This window comes from Streptomyces carpinensis (assembly GCF_002154505.1).
Lineage (GTDB): Bacteria > Actinomycetota > Actinomycetes > Streptomycetales > Streptomycetaceae > Streptomyces > Streptomyces carpinensis.
In genome coordinates, this window is sequence record NZ_MUBM01000088.1 from 37,283 (window position 1) to 53,971 (window position 16,689).

Genomic DNA, 16,689 nt, shown 5'->3' on the forward strand with positions numbered 1-16,689 from the left:
CGAAGGCTCAGCCACCGCGCCTCCACCAGTCGGATCGGAGTCACCGCACATTCCACCAGCACGAACAGCTGCCGGGTCGGCCCGCCCGGCGACTCGGTAGTGGTGCCGCGCCCTCGCCCCCCGATCAGAGCCACCTCGGCTCCGTGCGCGGCGCCCGGACGGTGGAGCTCGGCGCGCGTGGCCGCTCAGGCGACCTCCACCCGGGCGCGGCGTGCCTGGCGGAGGAGTTCGCCCCACCACCGCAGCTCGTCGAGCATCGCCTTCGCGGCGCTGTTCGGGCCCGCCGGGTCCCGTAGCTCGCCCTCCGGGCCGAAGAGCTCGTAGTAGCGGGGGAACGTCACGGCGTTGCGCACCGTGTGGGCCTGGAGTTCGGCGAAGATCTGGCGGAGCTGCTCGATGGCGAGCAGGCCGCCGCTGGCTCCGCTGTAGCCGACGAAGCCGATCGGCTTGGCCTCCCACTCCGTGTAGTGCCAGTCGATCGCGGCCTTCAGGGAGGCGGGGAAGCTGCGGTTGTAGTCGGGTGTCACCACGACCACCACGTCGGCCTCCTCGAGCCGGCGGGTGAGGTCCGCCATCCCGGCGGGGCGGGCCATACGGGGTTCGAGGGCGGGCGGCACCGCCGGGAGGGCGAGGGTCAGGGTCGTGTCGGCGAGATCGACGAGGTTCACCGTGAAGCGGCCGTACGCCTCGGCCCGTTCCGCGAACCACTTCGCGACCACCGGGCCGAAGCGGCCCTCCCGGACGCTGCCGATGATGATCGCGAGGTTGAGGGGCTCATCGCTCCGTGGCTCAGTGCGCATGATGGTCCGGCACCTTTCCTTGTGCTGGGGTCTGCTGGATCTCCTTCGAATCTGCCCGCGCTGCCGGGTGCAGGGGAGGCCGGGCCGAGGCTGGTAGTGCCAGGGCCACGATCCGGACGGGCGTGGCTGTTACGTTCACCGGGTGAGCGACAACGAGCTGGGACTCTTCCTCCGCAGCCGCCGCGAGGCCGTCGCCCCCGCCGACGTGGGGCTGCCCACCGGGCCGCGCCGCCGGACGCCGGGGTTGCGCCGGGCCGAGCTGGCCACGCTCGCCGGGGTCAGCGTGGAGTATGTGACCCGGCTCGAGCAGGGGCGCGACCGCAGGCCGTCCGCGCCCGTGCTCTCGGCGCTCGCCGACGCGCTGCGGCTGACCGCGAGCGAGCGGGTCCATCTGCACCGGCTCTCCAAGGGGGCCGAGGCCGGGTTCACCTGCCGGGGCGGCGCGGTGCCCGGCCGCACGGTGCGGCCCACCGTGCGGGCGCTGCTGGACCGCCTCGAACCCACCCCGGCCGTTCTGCTCAACGGGCTGGGCGAGCTCCTTGCCTGGACCGAGGCGTACGAGCGGCTCACCCGGCCGCTGGGTCTCCTCGATGCCCACGGCTCGGACGGAGGGCCGCCCAGCCTCGTCCGCTACGTCTTCACCGACGCGCGGGCACGCACCGCCTACCCCGACTGGGACCGAATCGCCGACGACCAGGTGGCCGCACTCAAGCGGGGGCCGTTCCGCGCGGACCCCCACATCGCCGCGGTCGCCGACGAGCTGACCGTGACCGCCGGTCCGGACTTCGCCGAGCGGGTGGCGACCCTGCCCGGCCTGCCGAGGGCGAGCGGCGTCCTGCGTCTGATCCACCCCGAGGAGGGGGAACTCCGCCTGGGCTACGAGACACTGGAGTTGCCCGCCGACGACGATCAGCGCCTGGTGGTGCACATCCCCGCCGACGACGCCTCCACCGCCGCGCTGGACCGGCTCACGGGCCGCCGGTCAGGGGCGCTGCGCGCGGTGTCCGGCTGGGACCGCTGAAGCCACTCGGCCATCCAGTCAGCGCAAGCCCGGCCGGGGACGCGTCAGGAAGCCGCGGTGCCGCGGCACGAGCGCTACGGGGCCGGGCGCAGGATCGCCCCGGCAGGTGAGCGATTGGGGCGGTTCACCTCGCCACGGTACGTGGGACGTCGTCCGGGACGGCCACGTGGTCCCAAACCCGGAGGCCTCATCCGACGAACTGCAATGCGCACCCGGCATCCAGCGGTCAGGGCTTCTCCGGCTTCTTCGGCGGTGGCACCGCACCGACGGCGGGACCGGCACGCATGAAGGCCGTCACGGAGTTCACACCGGACGTGACGCCCGGGGTGAGCGGTGTCCCCGTACACATGACTGACAAGAAGCTGTCACACGCGGACCGGAATGCCGGTTCGGCCGCCGGCCGTTCTGACTGACATGACCGTAGGAGTAGCGCTCAACGCGTCCGACGCACGCAACCAGGTCGACGCCACCGTGGAGCTGGCCCGCGAGGCCGCGGCGGCCGGTCTGCGGTCGGCCTGGTTCGGCCAGACCTTCGGCGCGGACTCACCCCAGCTGGCGGCGATCGTCGGGCGCGAGGTACCCGGACTGCAGGTGGGTACCTCCGCGATCCCTGTCTTCGGCCGGCACCCGCTGCTCGTCTCCAGCCAGGCCCAGACCGCCCAGGCCGCGACGCGCGGCCGCTACCACCTCGGGCTGGCCCTGGGCACCAAGCTGCTGACGGAGACCGGGTTCGGCCTGCCTTTCGAGCGGCCCATCGCCCGTCTGCGTGAATTCCTCACCGCTCTGAGGCAGTTGACGCAGACCGGTACGGCCGACTTCCACGGTGAGCTGCTCACCGCCGCCACGCCGGTCCCCGCGCGCGTACCGGGCGCCGAGAGCGGTGTTCCCCTGCTGGTCGCCGCGATGGGGCCGCAGGCGCTGCGCGTCAGCGGTGCGCTGGCCGACGGGATCCTCCCGTATCTGGCCGGACCGCGCGCTCTGGCGGAACACATCGTTCCGGCCGTGACCGCCGCGGCCGAGGACGCGGGCCGTCCCGCCCCTCGGATCGTGGCCCTGGTGTCCGGCGTGGTCACGGACGACGTGGAGCCGGTGCGGACGAAGGTCGCCGAGCAGCTCGCCTTCTACGAACAGATCCCGTCCTACGCACGGGTCATCGAACTCTCCGGCGGCCGACGGGCCGCCGACGTGGCCGTGATCGGCGACGAGAAGACGGTCGCCGCCGAGGTACGGCGTTACCGGGACGCCGGGGCCACCGAGGTCGTCTTCTCGGGCACCGAGATCGCTGGAGAGGCGGACCGGCGACGCACCTGGGCGCTGCTCGGCGAACTGGCCGACTGAGTGCGGGCGGCGGGAGCCGACCCGACACATGCCCGGCACACCATGGCGAGGCCGAGCCTCGCGGGACGAAGGAGTATCCATGACCACTGAAGTCACCACGACGGATCTTGAGGCCTTCACCGAGGACTGGCTGGACTGGTACCGCGTCCAGGAGGCCCGGCTCGCCGACCCGCACGGGTTTCTGGCGGTCACCGGCCTGCACTGGCTCGACGACCGGCCGCAGCGCTTCCCCGACGCCCCCGGCGCCTGGCGTACCGGCCGCGACGGGGTCGTCGTCACCCTCGACGACGGTGAGGAACTGGTTGTCGAGGGAAGGCCGGTGCAGGGCGAGTACCGCTTCGGTGTGCTTCCCGAGCGCGGTGGCGTCGACACGGCCTGGGGAGACGCCGTGATCGAGGTTGCCAAGCGCGGTGGAAACGACATCGTGCGTCCCCGGCACCCGGACGCGCCGTTGCGTGCCGCCTTCACCGGAACGCCCGCCTACGCACCCCACCCGCGCTGGGTCGTGACGGGCCGTTATCTCCCCTTCGACGAGCCGAGGCCGACCACCGTGGGCGCCGCGGTAGAGGGGCTTGAGCATGTGTACGACGCCCCGGGCCGGATCGAATTCGACCTGGCCGGGCGCCGATTGTCCCTCACCGCCTTCCCCGGTCACGGTGCGGGCCGACTGATGGTGCTGTTCACCGATGCGACCTCCGGGGTCACCACCTACGCCGCGAACCGGGTCCTGGCCGTGGAGCCGCCCGCCCCCGACGGCACGGTCGTGCTGGACTTCAACCGCGCGGCGAACCTTCCATGCGCGTACACGGACCTGGCCACCTGCCCGCTGCCGCCGGCGGAGAACCGACTGCCCGTGGCGATCGAGGCCGGCCAGAAGATCCCTCGCGAGCGCCGCGGGTCCTGACCGGCCCGAGCCGCGCCGGCAGACTCAAGATCGCTGTCGTCGAGGTCCGACCTGCCAACGCTCACCGGCAAGGGAGGTCGGCACCGGTCCGAAGCCGGATGCCTGCTGCTCCGGAACCCCCACGTACGTGTGGACGCGAATGATGTCGGCGTCTGCGAACAGATCCGCAAGCGTCAGCTCCGCGGCGATCTGCGGCGCCTGGGGCGCGGGGTGAACCGGATAGTGGAGCAGCTATCGCTGTTCACCGGCGAGGTGACCCGAGTGCCCGGTCAGCCGACACATGAACGCATGGGCGGGAGACCGCAGTTGGCACACATCACCCCGGGGGAACGCGTGCAGGCAACTGCCGAGGGTGGATGGAGCACGCATCCCGGCGAACGCCCTGACCGTCGCGTCGCGCCGCAGTACGTCGGTGTCGTCGATACCATCCGCGCCCGCGAGCATCGCGGTGACCAGCGGCATCACCTTCGCGTCCGGTGCTGCCCCGGCCCCGTCGCCCGCTAGTACGAACGGACCCTCATGCGCACTGGTTCGGGCAAACACACTGCTCGGCCAGGCTGTGAGCTCGACGGTGAGTGGTCACGTTCGAATCATACTCGATTTGAATGATGTCCTTAATCAATACGTTTACCTTCCCGCCATGCTGCACTTGACGGCCTTGACGGCCTGGGGCCGACGTATGCCCTCATGGGTACGGAACATCTGGCGAGAGGTCGTGGCCTTCGGCCTGGTCGGCGCCGTCGCGTTCGTGGTGGAGACGGCGAGCTTCAACTTCCTGATCTTCGGTTCGCCGCACCACGGCGGGCCGTTGGGCTCCACACCGGTCCTCGCCTCCGCGATCGCCACGCTCCTGGCCATGGTGGTCAGCTGGCTGGGCAATCGCTACTGGACGTATCGGGACCGTAAGAGAACGGTCGACCGACGCGAGGTCGCCTGGTTCATCGCCGTCAACCTGGCCGGGCTGGCGGTCACCGCCTTCCCCGTCTACGTCGCGCACGAAGTGTTCGCGCTGTCCTCCCCGTGGAGCGACAACGCGGCCCGCCTGGTGGGGTGGGCGGCGGCGACGCTGATGCGGTTCGCCGCGTACCGCGCCCTCGTCTTCACCCCATACCGAGAGGACTCCCCGGACGTGCCCGCGACGACCGACCGTCGGCGTGCGATCTCCCGTGCCGCTCGGCCGGACGACCTCCTCTGGCCCTGCTTCCTGGCCGTGGTGGCCGCGATCTGCGGCTGGGCCGTCTCCGTGGCGTTCCACCCCGGCTTCCTCAGCCAGGACAGCCTCGAGCAGCTGACACAGGCACAGGGGGTGCGGCCGGTGACCGACTGGCACCCGCCGGTCATGGCTCTGCTCTGGCGCACTCTCATCGACATCACCGGCGCACTGTCGGCGATGGCTGCGCTCCAGACCGCCGTGCTGTGGGGCACCCTCTGGGTGCTTGCGGTCGTGCTGTGGCGCCGGACCGGCAGCCGCCCCTTGTCGCTGCTGATGCTCGGCTTCGGCCTCGCCCCGCATGTCCTCACCTTCACCGGGGTGGTGTGGAAGGACGTGCACATGGCGTACGCACTGCTGGCCGTGTGCGCTGTCGCGCTCGTCGCGCGAGAGCTGCCGGAGGGACGGGAGCGGGCCCGTTGGGGGTTGTTGGTCCTCGGCATGCTCTTGCTCACCTACGCGATGCTGGTGCGCAAGAACGGGCTCCCGGCCGTCGTACCGATCTTCCTGCTGCTGGTGTTCGCGCTCTGGCCGCGTCCCGGGCGGCGCCGCTGGCTGGTCGCCGCGGGGTCACTGCTGGCGATCGCCGCCGTCGGCAGCCTGGGGGTGTCCTCGGCCGCCCACCCGCTCGCGGTGCGCCAGTACGCGCAGATTCCCCTCGACGACCTGGTCCACGTACTCACCCCGCAGCAGGTGCGCTCCGCCGCGACGAAGGCCGGTGCGACCCCCGAGTTCACCGACGACCTGTGGGCGACCGCGCGGACCTGCCAACACGAGGACATCCTCTGGGACGCCTACTTCGCCTGCTACCCGCACAAGCCGGGCGATCGGGCTGCGGTCGGCCCCCACATCGAGGCCGACCAGGCCGACGTCCTGCTGAAGATGTGGACGCAGCAGATGCCGCACCACGCGACCCGCTACCTCGAGTACCGCTCGCGTACCTTCACCCGGCTGCTGTTCCAGGGCAATCTCCAGTACCTCGGCGGTGATTCCGCCGTCATGCCGAAGGACGTCCGGGTCAACAAGACACTGGACGCGGCCATGAAGTCCTATGTGATGGGCTTCGACCGCGACTTCCCCTGGCTGTTCCAGGGTTGGTTCTGGCTGGTGGTCTCGCTGGTGCTGGCACTGCGCCGCCGCTGGGCCGGCCCGTGGTCGCGAGAGCTGCGGCTGCTCGGGATGAGTGGTGTCCTCTACATCGCCACCTACCTGCCCACCGCCCCCCAGGCCAACTACCGCTACGTGTACTGGCCCGCGATCGCCGGCACCCTCGGGATACTGCTGGCGGTGAGCGGGGCGATCGTGGCGCGGCTCACGGCCCACCCCACCCAGGACACCGGGTCCACCGCGGCGGCCGAGGCCCTCGTGAGCGGTCCGTCCACTGCGGACCCGCCCGCGCCGCACCGGTCGGCACCGGTCCTCGCCTGAACATCACCACCGGCTGATCCCGGCACCGGGCGCGCCCGTGCCGGGTGGCTGTCGAAGCTCTCCGGCACGTCCTGCCAGGGGGCTGCCACTACGGAACCGCCACATCACCGCGTCGAAGTGGCCGCGCCGGTCAGGGATCGGTTCAACGCTCCCAGCCGCAGGTGCGGCTCGATCAACTCCCACTCGGCATCTGTCAGATCACCCCACATCACGCGACCGGTCTACCGCACCCGGCACCACCCGGTTGCGGGGAGGACCGATCCCGTGATCTCAACTCAGAACACTCCTAGAGGACCACGGAATGAACCCTACAATCGCGTGCGTCGTCCCCTGCTACAACGAGGAGGCTGCCGTAGGCAAGGTCGTGCGCGATCTGCGTGCGTCGCTGCCCGAGGCGGCCATCTACGTCTACGACAACGCCTCGACGGACAACACGGTCGCCGAGGCTCTGGCGGCGGGCGCGATCGTGCGCCAGGAGCCGCGCAAGGGCAAGGGCAACGTGATTCGACGGGCGTTCGCCGACGTCGAGGCCGACGCACTGCTGATCATCGACGGCGACGACACCTATGACGCCTCCCGTGCCCGAGAGATGGTCGACCTGCTCTTCGAAGGCCCCTACGACCAGGTGGTCGGCGCCCGTCGAGAGATCGAGGAGACGGCCTACCGGCCCGGGCACGCGGTCGGCAACAAGATGCTGACGGGCGCCGTCCGGACGCTGTTCGGCAACGACGTGAGCGACATGCTCAGCGGTTATCGCGTGTTCTCGCGGCGGTACATAAAGTCCTTCCCGGCACTGTCACGCGAGTTCGAGACAGAGACCGAGATGACGGTGCACGCCCTCAGTCTGCGTCTGCCCACCACCGAGCTGGAGATCGACTTCAAGGACCGGCCCGCCGGAAGCGTGAGCAAGCTGCGCACGTACCGCGACGGTTGGCGCATCCTGAAGCTCATCCTGGGCCTGGCCCGGCGCCAGCGCCCCTCGCAGTTCCACGCAGCGATCGCCGGCCTGTTGACGATCATCTCGCTCGCCCTGGGCCTGCCGGTGGTCGTCGACTTCGTGCGGACCGGCATCGTGCCGCGGCTTCCGACCGCCGTGCTGGCCGCCGCCATCATGATCATCGCGGTGCTCGTGCTGCTGGTCGGCTACATACTCGAGTCATTCATGCACATGCGCCAGGAACAGGCACGCCTCGCCCACCTGTGTTATCTCGCACCGTCCCGCGGCGTCGACTTCGTGCCGGAGGAGCTGAGCAGCGCGCCGCAGGAGTCCGGGCCGGAGGCCGTTGCCTGAGTCGGGTCGGAGGTCGGCGCGGTGGCGGCGGCCTCCTCCCTGTCTGGGCCGCCTCAGGGACGTGCCGCCCCCTGATGGGACCGAGTCCCGCACCGCCCGGAACACCGTTCCACGGGCACTGTCGGCACGGGCCCGTGCCGCTCCGTCGGCCGGGTTCGGCGCCGCGCCCGCATGAGGGGCTTCGAACGGACGTCAACATCTTGGAGGCGGCACCCCACACAGCGTGCCGCCTCAGATACGAGAAGTCAGCGGCCCCGTGCTGGAGCGCCGCCTTCTGCGTACGTCGGCCGGCTCGCACGACGAGGCCGGGCTTGACCTTGTCTGCCTTGGCGAAGTGCGTACCGCCCACCGGGTGCAGGGGCGTCTTCGCGATGTGATCGCCGTGGTTCCAGAGGAGCTTCTTCTCTTTGCCGATGCCCCTGGAACACTACGAGGCAGCCAAAGGCGACTGCTGGTCCCCTGTGGCCTTGCGGGGAGTCCGTCCTTCGCTGATCAGGGTCCGACAGGTCGGTCGGGCGCACGTGGCCATGACCTCGCCGGTTGCCCCGTCGGTGAGGGTGATGCGGGCGCCGGGCATGCTGTCGTAATCGCCTGTCAGTGCGTAGTCGACGACGCCGCCGTCTGCTGCCTGCACCTGCACCACAAAGCCCACGACGAGCGACCGGAAGCCGACTGATCGGCGTACCCAAGCAGCAGAGAGCTCCGGCGACCGCTGTGAACCAGGTTCCCGCCGGAGTAGATGTCGGAGGCGCACGAAGTCCACTGGCGTTCCTCCTCGTCCGGGGTACGAGCGCGACGCTCGGACGTTGGGACGCGCCGCATCTCGAACAGCGAGGTGATCTCGGCGAAGTCCTGGTCGGCCGGCGGAATGCCCCGCGCCAGGCCGTTGCGGTAGGCGGGGTCGTGATCGACCGGCCGCGGGGCGGTGGGCCTTCCGCGCAGGCATAGTGCGCGCGGGTGGTCGAGTCCGCCCGGCTCGGATGCCAGGTCGGCCTCGACCTCCTCGACCTCGACCCCGCGCTCGGCCGCGAATGCGCGCGGGTAGGGCACGAACGGCGTGCCCCATACCGCGACCACGTGCGCCGGGGCGCGGCTCGGGGCGCTGGGAGTCGCCTCGGACAAGATCGGGCGGCCGCACGCAGAGCTCGGGCAGGCTCGCGCCACGGGCGTCGACGACCAGCTCGTCCGGACCGTCGCCGACGATGCGGGCACGGGCCGCGGCGTTCACAACAGCCGGGCCCGGTTGCGGCGCACGAACGCGAGCGCCCGGCCACCGGTGGCCTCGGTCCAGACGAGCAGGTCGGCCGTCTCGTCGGCTTGGCCGAGAGCGCCCGCCCACGGGCCGCGGTGCGCGAGCTCCCGTCCCCCGGCCCCCCGTCGCCTCGCCGCCTGCCTCCATCAATCCGCAGCTCATATTTTGCGCCAGAGTATTGACCTTTAATTCATTCGATCTCATCCTGAATGAATCTATGCAGCTCGGATCCGTGGAAGAGGGCATACCTATGACAGGTGTGGTCGAACAACGCTCGATCGATGTCGTCCCCGATGCCGAACGGCACGGCAACGCGTTCAGCCAGTTCACTCTCTGGCTGGGCGCCAACCTCCAGATCACCGCGGTCGTCACCGGGGCACTCGCCGTCGTCTTCGGCGGTGACGCCTTCTGGTCGATCATCGGCCTGCTGCTCGGCAACCTGCTCGGCGGCGCCGTGATGGCCTTGCACTCCGCCCAGGGTCCCCGCCTCGGCCTCCCGCAGATGATCTCCAGCCGGGCCCAGTTCGGCGTCCGCGGAGCCGTCGTCCCGCTGGCCCTGGTCGTCGTCATGTACGTCGGCTTCTTCGCCAGCGGCAGCGTGCTGGCCGGGCAGGCGGTCGGCGAACTCACCCACCTCGGCGACACCACGGGCATCGTGATCTTCGCCCTCGTCACCGCGGCCACCACGCTCGTCGGCTACCGGCTCATCCACACCCTTGGGCGGGTGGCCAGCATCGTGTGCGCACTGGCCTTCGTCTACCTCGGAATCCGCCTCCTGCAGCGCGCCGACCTGACCGCCCTCCTCGCCGACCGCTCCTTCCACCTGCCGCTGTTCCTCCTCGCCGTCTCCCTCTCCGCCTCCTGGCAGCTCGCTTTCGGCCCGTACGTCGCCGACTACTCGCGCTACCTGCCCCGCACCACCTCGCCTCGCGCCACCTTCTGGTGGACCCTCGGCGGCTCGGCCCTCGGCTCCCAGTGGTCCATGACGTTCGGCGCGCTCGCGGCGGCCGCGGCCGGCAGCGCCTTCGTCGACAACCAGGTCGGCTACATCGTCGGTCTGGGCGGCGCCGGCCTGGCGGCCTCGTTCCTGTATTTCGTCGTCGCCCTGGGCAAGCTGACGGTGAACGTGCTCAACACCTACGGCGGTTTCATGTCGGTGGTCACCGGCATCAGCGGCTTCCGCGGGCAGCGCGCGCTGTCCACACGCGGCCGTGCCGCCTACATCGCCGGGATCATGATCGCGGGAACCGCGGTCGCCCTCCTGGGCAAGGACAGCTTCCTGTCCTCCTTCAAGGACTTCCTGCTCTTCCTGCTCACCGCTTTCACCCCCTGGTCGGCGATCAATCTGGTGGACTACTACCTGATCGCCAAGGAGCGCTACGACCTGCCGGCCCTGAGCGACCCGCACGGCCGCTACGGCGCCTGGCGCATCAAGGCACTCATCGTCTACGGCATAGGCCTTCTGGCCCAGCTGCCGTTCCTGGCCACCAGCTTCTACACCGGCCCGCTGGTGGCGCCACTCGGCGGTACGGACATCTCCTGGATCGTCGGCCTGGTCGTACCGGCCTCCCTCTACTGGCTCGCGGCCCGTCGGGACACCGCTCACGTACCGGACCGAATGATCGTCAGCGCCGAGACGGGGACGAGGACCGGGTCCCCCTCCCCCACCCTCTGAGCGCGGCGGGGCGGGTCGAGCACCGCGCGAACGCGAGATCCGCCGGCACCGCCCCGGACCCGGTCACTCCGGCCGTCGTGGCGGTGAGGCGCGCCGGTTCACTGCCCTGGCTGCACACCGGCGGGGTCGGCCTCCAGCGCGAGCAGGGCGAGCCACAGCTCCGTTCGGTAGGCAGGCGGTCGAGGTCACGCCCGGTGAGCTGCTCGATCAGTCGCAGCCCGTAGCGCGGGCTGTGGCGGTGCAGCGTCAGCACTCGGGCCGTCGCAGCGGGCGCGCAGTCGTGGGCGAGGCGGTACCTGAGCGTGGTGACGAGTTCGACCCCGTGCGCCTCGTCGTGCCGCAGCAGCGGGACGGGCACCGCGTGGCCCAGCTCCCGCAGCGGCAGGTCGAGATTGCCCGTCAGCGGGCCGGCGATGCTCACTCGATGACACCCCCGGCCGGACCGGCCAGGACACAGTCCGGACAGACGAGGACGACGTCCCGACATGGCGGCCTCTTCCCGCCCGCCGCCGACGACACCGAGGGCGAGCTGACCAGCGCGGACACTGTCCGGACAATGCCCGAGGACACCGGCGCGGACAGTCCGGACACCGGGATGTCCGGGTTCCGGTTCGGGTACCGAGCAAGGGTGCTCCGCCACCTCGCCGGGGCCGCGCTCGCCGAAGCGTTCGGCTTCCTGGACATGGCGATGGACGCCCAGCAGGTCCAGCCTGCCCCCGGCACCCAGCCGAGCCCGGACGAGGACCTGGAGCTGCCCAGAACGGCCGATCAGCGGCGCGGCGGACGGCCAGGGGCGGGCCCGCAGCCACCCCGGGACGCTGTCGGCGAAACAGCAGCCGGGGCTCCGTCCCGGCGACCTCACGGTCGGTACGGAGCCCCGGCGCATGCTCCCGCATCGTTACGTCTGCCGAACGACGTTCTCCGCCTGCGGTCCCTTCGGCCCCTGCGTCACCGTGTACTCGACCTTGTCGCCCTCGTACAACTCCTTGAATCCGGTGGACTGGATGGCCGAGAAGTGGACGAACACGTCCGGTCCGCCGTCATCCTGCTGGATGAACCCGAATCCCTTGTCGGCGTTGAACCACTTCACTACGCCTGTTGCCATCGGTATGAGTCTCTCCTTCAACGCCGCCGCACGGGCGGCACCCGAGGCCAAGGCAGCCCGCTGCTGCCTGCCTTCACCCTTGAATACCCGTCATGGAGCGGATCTCCAAGCATCGGCAGACAGCGATTCGCGGACGTCGTCCCACCCCGGCTACGGGACCTCACGCCGTCCTGGGGCAGCCCAGTCGGCCGGCGGCACGCGCCAGTGCCTCGAAGACCTGCACGGCGGTGGAAGGACGGTCGTGGTGGTGATGCCAGACAGCGGCGGTCCCGTGGTCGCCCACGTACTTGCCGACGCCGCCGGCTGCGCCCAGGAGCAAGGCGTCGGCGATGCGGCGGTTGAGCCGGGGGACGGTCGTCGTGCTCGTTGATCAAGAGGTCTCCCCCAGAGGCCCGGCGGTTCCGGGCGTTGAACGACAAATGCCGGTCGTCCCAGGGACCGACGGACACGTCCGGCAACTTCGCGGGTGGACACCTCCCGAGCACGCCGCCGTCCTTGTCCAGGTACTCCGATTGAACGAAGTAGTCAGCGCCGGCCTTGCCGTGGTTGGTCATCACGTCAGCCCGCTCGACCGACGGTCGGCTGGGGTGGCCCGTGCGTCCATGACGGGGCCGCGACCGAACTGCCCGCCATGGTGCCGTGCTCGCGCCCGTGCTCGGCCACCGGTGTCAGGTCGACCGGCGTCGTCGGCGGCCCATGAGGGCCGGTCACTCGTACACCTCACCGGGCCGGGGCTTGGACGGGGCGAGGAGCTGTGTGACGGTGACGAAGGTGTAGCCGCGGGCCTCGAGGCCGGAGACGATGCCGGGAATCGCGGCGACCGTACCGTTGTAGCCGCGGTTGGTGGGGTCCACCCGATCGTGCAGCAGGATGATCCCGCCGGGTCCGGTTCGGGCCAGGATCCGGCTGGTGATGAGCGCCGAGTCGGTGGTTTGGTAGTCGGACGCGCTGGCGCTCCACAGCACCTGCGCCATGCCGAGCCGCCGGCAGATCGCTGTGACGGTCGGGCTCGTATGCCCCTGCGGCGGGCGCAGCATGACCGGACGGCGCCCGATGACCGTTGCCACGGCATCACGGCCCCGGGTGATCTCCTCGCGCACGTCTGCCGGGCTGATCTCGGTGAGGATCCGGTGGGACCAGGTGAGTGTCTCCACCTCGTGGCCTTGCGCAGCCATCCGCCTGACCGTTCCCGGGTATTTCACGACGTGGTATTTGCCCAGCGTGAAAAACGTGGCATGGACGCCGTACCGCCGCAGGATGTCCAGGATCTGGGGGGTGCGGACGCTCGGCGAGTCGTCGAAGGTGAGCGCCACGCATCTCGCCTTGCGGCAGTCGACGGACCCGCTGGGGCTCCGGGCGGGCCCGGCCGCAGCGGCGCTCGCCGACGGCACGTGCTGCGTGGCCCCGGCCCTCGGCGCGAGGCTGCAGCCGGAAAGGCCGACCGCCAGCGCCGCCACGGTCACCAGAGTGGTCGGCGCGCGCATCCGGTTCGGTGCCGTCGTCTTCTTCGGCGGGCAACGATCCCTGTCTGCCGAAGATGGAGCCCGAGCCCGCTTGGGCGGGAAAACGCCCCGATGGCATGGACGAGGCATATGGGGAGCTTAGCCCGGGCGCGGGCCGCGGGCACCCGGAGCCGGACGACTCGGAGGCGACACAGCCTGCCGGTGCGCGCAGCCGTCAGGGTGCCCTCCGGGGACAAGGCGAGTGGTCGGCTGCCGAACAGCCGCTCCGGTCGTCCGGCAGACCTGCTCGGTGATCCGCAGGACGCCGTCCGCGACGGTGTTGTCGTCGTTGACGGCCGCTGCCTCGCCCTCGCGCATATCGCGGGCTCAGTTGCCGAGAGGAGTCACCTGACGAACGGCTCAGGGGGCCACGGTGACGAGGGCGGCAGGCCGTGGGCCTTCGGCTCCAGGCCCCAGGCCGTGGCACGGCTCGCGGCCGCCACCCGGTTGGGCACGTCCAGCTTGACCAGGATGTGCTCGACGTGCGTGGCTACGGTACGCACGCTCACGAAGAGGCGTTCGGCGATCTCCCGGTTGGTGAGCCCGGTGGTGAGCTCGGCCAGGACGTCCAGTTCCCGGGGAGTGAGCCCGCCCGGGGGCGCCACGCGACGGCACACCGCGAGCGTCGCGGTGCCCCGCCGGCTGAGCCGCAGCTCGAGCAGCTGCTGCCCGTGGGGCACCAGGATCGTGGCGGGCAGCGTCCGCCGCGCGGCCGCACGCCGTACGACGTCGCCCAGCGGCACCGTGTCACCGAGCCAGGCCGGGAAGCAACCGCTGAGGAGCAGGGTGGCAGCCCCCGGCGCATCGGGCACGGCCAGCGTCCACGTATCGGCCGAGGAGTCCGCCGGCAGGCCGACGGTGCCTGTCGGCGCGAGGACGTCGACGGCCGCCGCCAGGCAGTCGCCGAGCAGACCCAGGACGAGGTCGGAGGGCCGAAGCTGCTGCCGCCGCCGCTTCATGCTCAGGTTCAGCACACCCACGTACCGGCCGTCCGGGGAGAACAGACACTGGGTCACACCGTCCTGAAACCCGGACGGTTCGAGGACGTCGCGGATGGTGGTGGAGGTGGCCCGCAGGCCCGACGGCACGTCATGCAGCCACAGCAGCCCGCCGGGCCGGCGCACCAGGGCGAACAGCGGATCCTCGTGGAGCCCTTCGCTCAGGTACTCCCGCGCCCGCTCCGGGTAGTTGTTCGACAGACTGATGTGGCGGCGGTGCGCGGGATCCCACCGGGCCAGGGACGCGTGATCACAGTCGACCACCTCGGACAGCGCCGAGAGCACCGCGTGGGCGCTCCCGGCCTCGTACGTGCCCCGTCGCGCGGCCTCGCGCACCCGCAGTGCCGCCTCCAGGACTTCTTCCACCCGGGCTGCTGCCTCCATCCGCGTAGCATCGGCGGCCGCGCGGCCCTCGTCAACGCCTGTTCAGCCGGTGAGAAGGTCGTGCACGATCTCACCGCCGAACACGGTCAGTGTCACCGGCAGGCCCGGTATGTCGTGCGGATCGGCGGTCAGCAGGTCGCCGCCCAGCACACACAGGTCGGCGACCTTGCCGGCCTCCAGCGTGCCCTTCCAGTCGTCCGCGAAGTCCTGCCAGGCACCGTTGGCCGTGTAGGTGCGCAGGGCCTCGGCGAGGGTGATGCGCTGATCGGGACCGCTGACCCGGCCGCTGGCCTTCGACTCGCGCAGCAGCATGGTGGCGATGCCCTGCCGCCAGTCGGGGAGCGTGACGGGCGCGTCGGAACTGCTGGCCACCGTGACTCCGGCGTCGATGGCGTCCCGGTAGGGCCACTCGTACGCGGCCCTCTCCGGGCCGACGAGTTCCTCCTCCAGATCGGCGATCGTCCACTTGATGGTGGGGTTCATGTTGGCCCCGAATCCGTGCTCGGCCAGCCGCTCCATGCTGCGGGGCGTGAGGAAGTCACCGTGGATGACGTAGTGCCGGGCATCGGGACGAGGGTGCGCGTCGGTCGCGGCGGCGAAAGCGTCGACGACGGTGTCGATGCCCCGGTCCCCGGTCACATGGACGCCGACCTGGTAGCCGGCGGCGTGCGCGTGCCGCACCATCTCGCGGATCTCGGCGACGCGCTCGTCGTCGGTCCCGACGCCGACGCACAGGGCACCGCAGCCGCCGCCGAGGTACGCCTCGTGCATCCACGCCGTCTTGTTCGGCGGGATGCCGTCGGCGAAGAGCTTCACGCCGATGACGTTCAGCCGGCGCGGGTCCTCGCTCGCCGGCACGTCCGTCCCCCTCAGGGCGCGGATGAACTCCGTCGCCGTGCCGGACATGCCGACCGGCAGGAGCAGCACGCTGACCCGGGCGGTGAGTTCGCCGTCGGCCAGAAGCTGCCGGTAGACGTCGAGGGTCTCCCCCGCCAGCGCACCGCCCATGATCTGCTCACCGCCGGGACCGAGGCCCGGTTCGGTGTAACTGGTGATGCCGAGAGCGCGCAGCTTCGCCAGCGTGGAGCGGATCGCCGTGGCCCGGGCCTCACGGGTGAGCGGGGGAAGCACCCGCTGGACGCACACCTGGGCACCCTCCTGCAACAGCCCGGTGGGCTCTCCGGACACGTCCGTGACGATGACCCCGCCAGGGGGCGTCGTGGTGGCCCGGTCCACGCCGGCACGCGCGAGCGCGGCGGAGTTCACCCAGCAGGCATGCCCGGAGAAGTCCTGCAGAAGGACGGGGTGGTGCGGGCTGACGACGTCGAGGTCGTGACGGGTGGGCAGCCGCGAGGGATCGGCCACACACTCGGCGAGATAGCCGGCGTCCCAGCCGACACCGGTGATCCACTGACCGGTCGGGGTGCGCTCGGCGGCCTCGCGGACCGCTTCGGCGACGTCGGCGATCGACCCCACGGCGGGGTGGCCGAGGTCGAGCGCCAGCGGGGGCGAGCTCACGCCGAAGGCACAGCCGTGCAGGTGGGAGTCGTTGATACCGGGCAGGAGCGTACCGCCCTTGAGATCGATGACCCGAGTGTCGGGGCCGGTCAGAGCGTCGATCTCGCCGCGTCCGCCGACGGCCGTGATGGTGTCCCCGGTGACCGCGAGGGCGGATGCGATGGTGAAGCGGGCGTCGACGGTCAGCACGGAACCGTTGACGAAGGCCAGGTCGGCGAAGGCGGGCAAGGCGACTCCCGGACAGGACGCGGATGGATGACGGG

At 70.9% G+C, this 16,689-nt stretch carries 14 protein-coding genes and 1 pseudogene; 7 read left to right on the forward strand and 8 right to left on the reverse strand.

All coding sequences use genetic code 11. The annotated features are described in order from the left end of the window. Positions 1-185: 185 nt before the first annotated feature. Positions 186-800 carry an NADPH-dependent FMN reductase gene (locus tag BZY54_RS13235; protein WP_086725374.1) on the reverse strand — a complete coding sequence of 205 codons (615 nt, stop codon included), beginning with the start codon at positions 798-800 and terminating at the stop codon, positions 186-188. Positions 801-942: 142 nt separating this feature from the next. On the opposite strand from BZY54_RS13235, the gene BZY54_RS13240 reads away from it, so the two are divergent. The 6 genes and pseudogenes from BZY54_RS13240 to BZY54_RS13265 all read left to right on the forward strand — a co-directional run bounded on the left by BZY54_RS13240 (position 943) and on the right by BZY54_RS13265 (position 7,992). Further along, entirely contained in the window at positions 943-1,821 is an 879-nt protein-coding gene (locus BZY54_RS13240; protein ID WP_086725375.1) for a helix-turn-helix domain-containing protein, read from the forward strand. Positions 1,822-2,235: 414 nt separating this feature from the next. Further along, positions 2,236-3,159: an LLM class F420-dependent oxidoreductase gene (locus BZY54_RS13245; RefSeq protein ID WP_086725376.1), complete on the forward strand. Its 924-nt coding sequence runs from the start codon at positions 2,236-2,238 to the stop codon at positions 3,157-3,159. A gap of 79 nt (positions 3,160-3,238) precedes the next feature. Then, positions 3,239-4,063, forward strand: coding sequence for a DUF1684 domain-containing protein (locus tag BZY54_RS13250; protein WP_086725377.1), 825 nt, complete (start codon positions 3,239-3,241; stop codon positions 4,061-4,063). A 126-nt stretch (positions 4,064-4,189) separates the two neighbouring features. Then, positions 4,190-4,372: pseudogene (locus BZY54_RS55385) on the forward strand (hypothetical protein); the annotation flags it as partial. Positions 4,373-4,703: 331 nt separating this feature from the next. Continuing rightward, complete coding sequence (locus BZY54_RS13260) at positions 4,704-6,701, forward strand: GtrA family protein (RefSeq protein WP_244217138.1); 1,998 nt, start codon at positions 4,704-4,706, stop codon at positions 6,699-6,701. A gap of 301 nt (positions 6,702-7,002) precedes the next feature. Next, positions 7,003-7,992 carry a glycosyltransferase family 2 protein gene (locus BZY54_RS13265; protein ID WP_086725379.1) on the forward strand — a complete coding sequence of 330 codons (990 nt, stop codon included), beginning with the start codon at positions 7,003-7,005 and terminating at the stop codon, positions 7,990-7,992. Between the two features lie 594 nt (positions 7,993-8,586). On the opposite strand, the gene BZY54_RS13270 is transcribed toward BZY54_RS13265, so the two are convergent. Next, entirely contained in the window at positions 8,587-9,114 is a 528-nt protein-coding gene (locus tag BZY54_RS13270; protein ID WP_143668048.1) for a hypothetical protein, read from the reverse strand. A 380-nt stretch (positions 9,115-9,494) separates the two neighbouring features. On the opposite strand from BZY54_RS13270, the gene BZY54_RS13275 reads away from it, so the two are divergent. Next, positions 9,495-10,919 (forward strand): purine-cytosine permease family protein, encoded by a 1,425-nt coding sequence (locus BZY54_RS13275; protein WP_086725381.1) that lies wholly within the window; start codon positions 9,495-9,497, stop codon positions 10,917-10,919. Here BZY54_RS13275 and BZY54_RS53155 read toward each other — a convergent pair. The 6 genes from BZY54_RS53155 to BZY54_RS13300 form a co-directional block, all read right to left on the reverse strand. Next, positions 10,870-11,340 carry a helix-turn-helix domain-containing protein gene (locus BZY54_RS53155; RefSeq protein ID WP_244217139.1) on the reverse strand — a complete coding sequence of 157 codons (471 nt, stop codon included), beginning with the start codon at positions 11,338-11,340 and terminating at the stop codon, positions 10,870-10,872. The genes BZY54_RS13275 and BZY54_RS53155 overlap by 50 nt on opposite strands. Before the next feature lie 477 nt (positions 11,341-11,817). Continuing rightward, positions 11,818-12,024, reverse strand: coding sequence for a cold-shock protein (locus tag BZY54_RS13285; RefSeq protein ID WP_086725382.1), 207 nt, complete (start codon positions 12,022-12,024; stop codon positions 11,818-11,820). A 160-nt stretch (positions 12,025-12,184) separates the two neighbouring features. Beyond that, on the reverse strand, positions 12,185-12,343 hold the full coding sequence (locus tag BZY54_RS50845; protein WP_158103860.1) for a hypothetical protein: 159 nt from the start codon (positions 12,341-12,343) through the stop codon (positions 12,185-12,187). 388 nt (positions 12,344-12,731) lie between these two features. Next, positions 12,732-13,508: a polysaccharide deacetylase family protein gene (locus BZY54_RS13290; RefSeq protein ID WP_208640642.1), complete on the reverse strand. Its 777-nt coding sequence runs from the start codon at positions 13,506-13,508 to the stop codon at positions 12,732-12,734. Between the two features lie 362 nt (positions 13,509-13,870). Beyond that, entirely contained in the window at positions 13,871-14,908 is a 1,038-nt protein-coding gene (locus tag BZY54_RS50850) for a helix-turn-helix transcriptional regulator (RefSeq protein ID WP_086725384.1), read from the reverse strand. 42 nt (positions 14,909-14,950) lie between these two features. After that, positions 14,951-16,654: an amidohydrolase gene (locus BZY54_RS13300; protein WP_086725385.1), complete on the reverse strand. Its 1,704-nt coding sequence runs from the start codon at positions 16,652-16,654 to the stop codon at positions 14,951-14,953. Between the last annotated feature and the right edge of the window lie 35 nt (positions 16,655-16,689).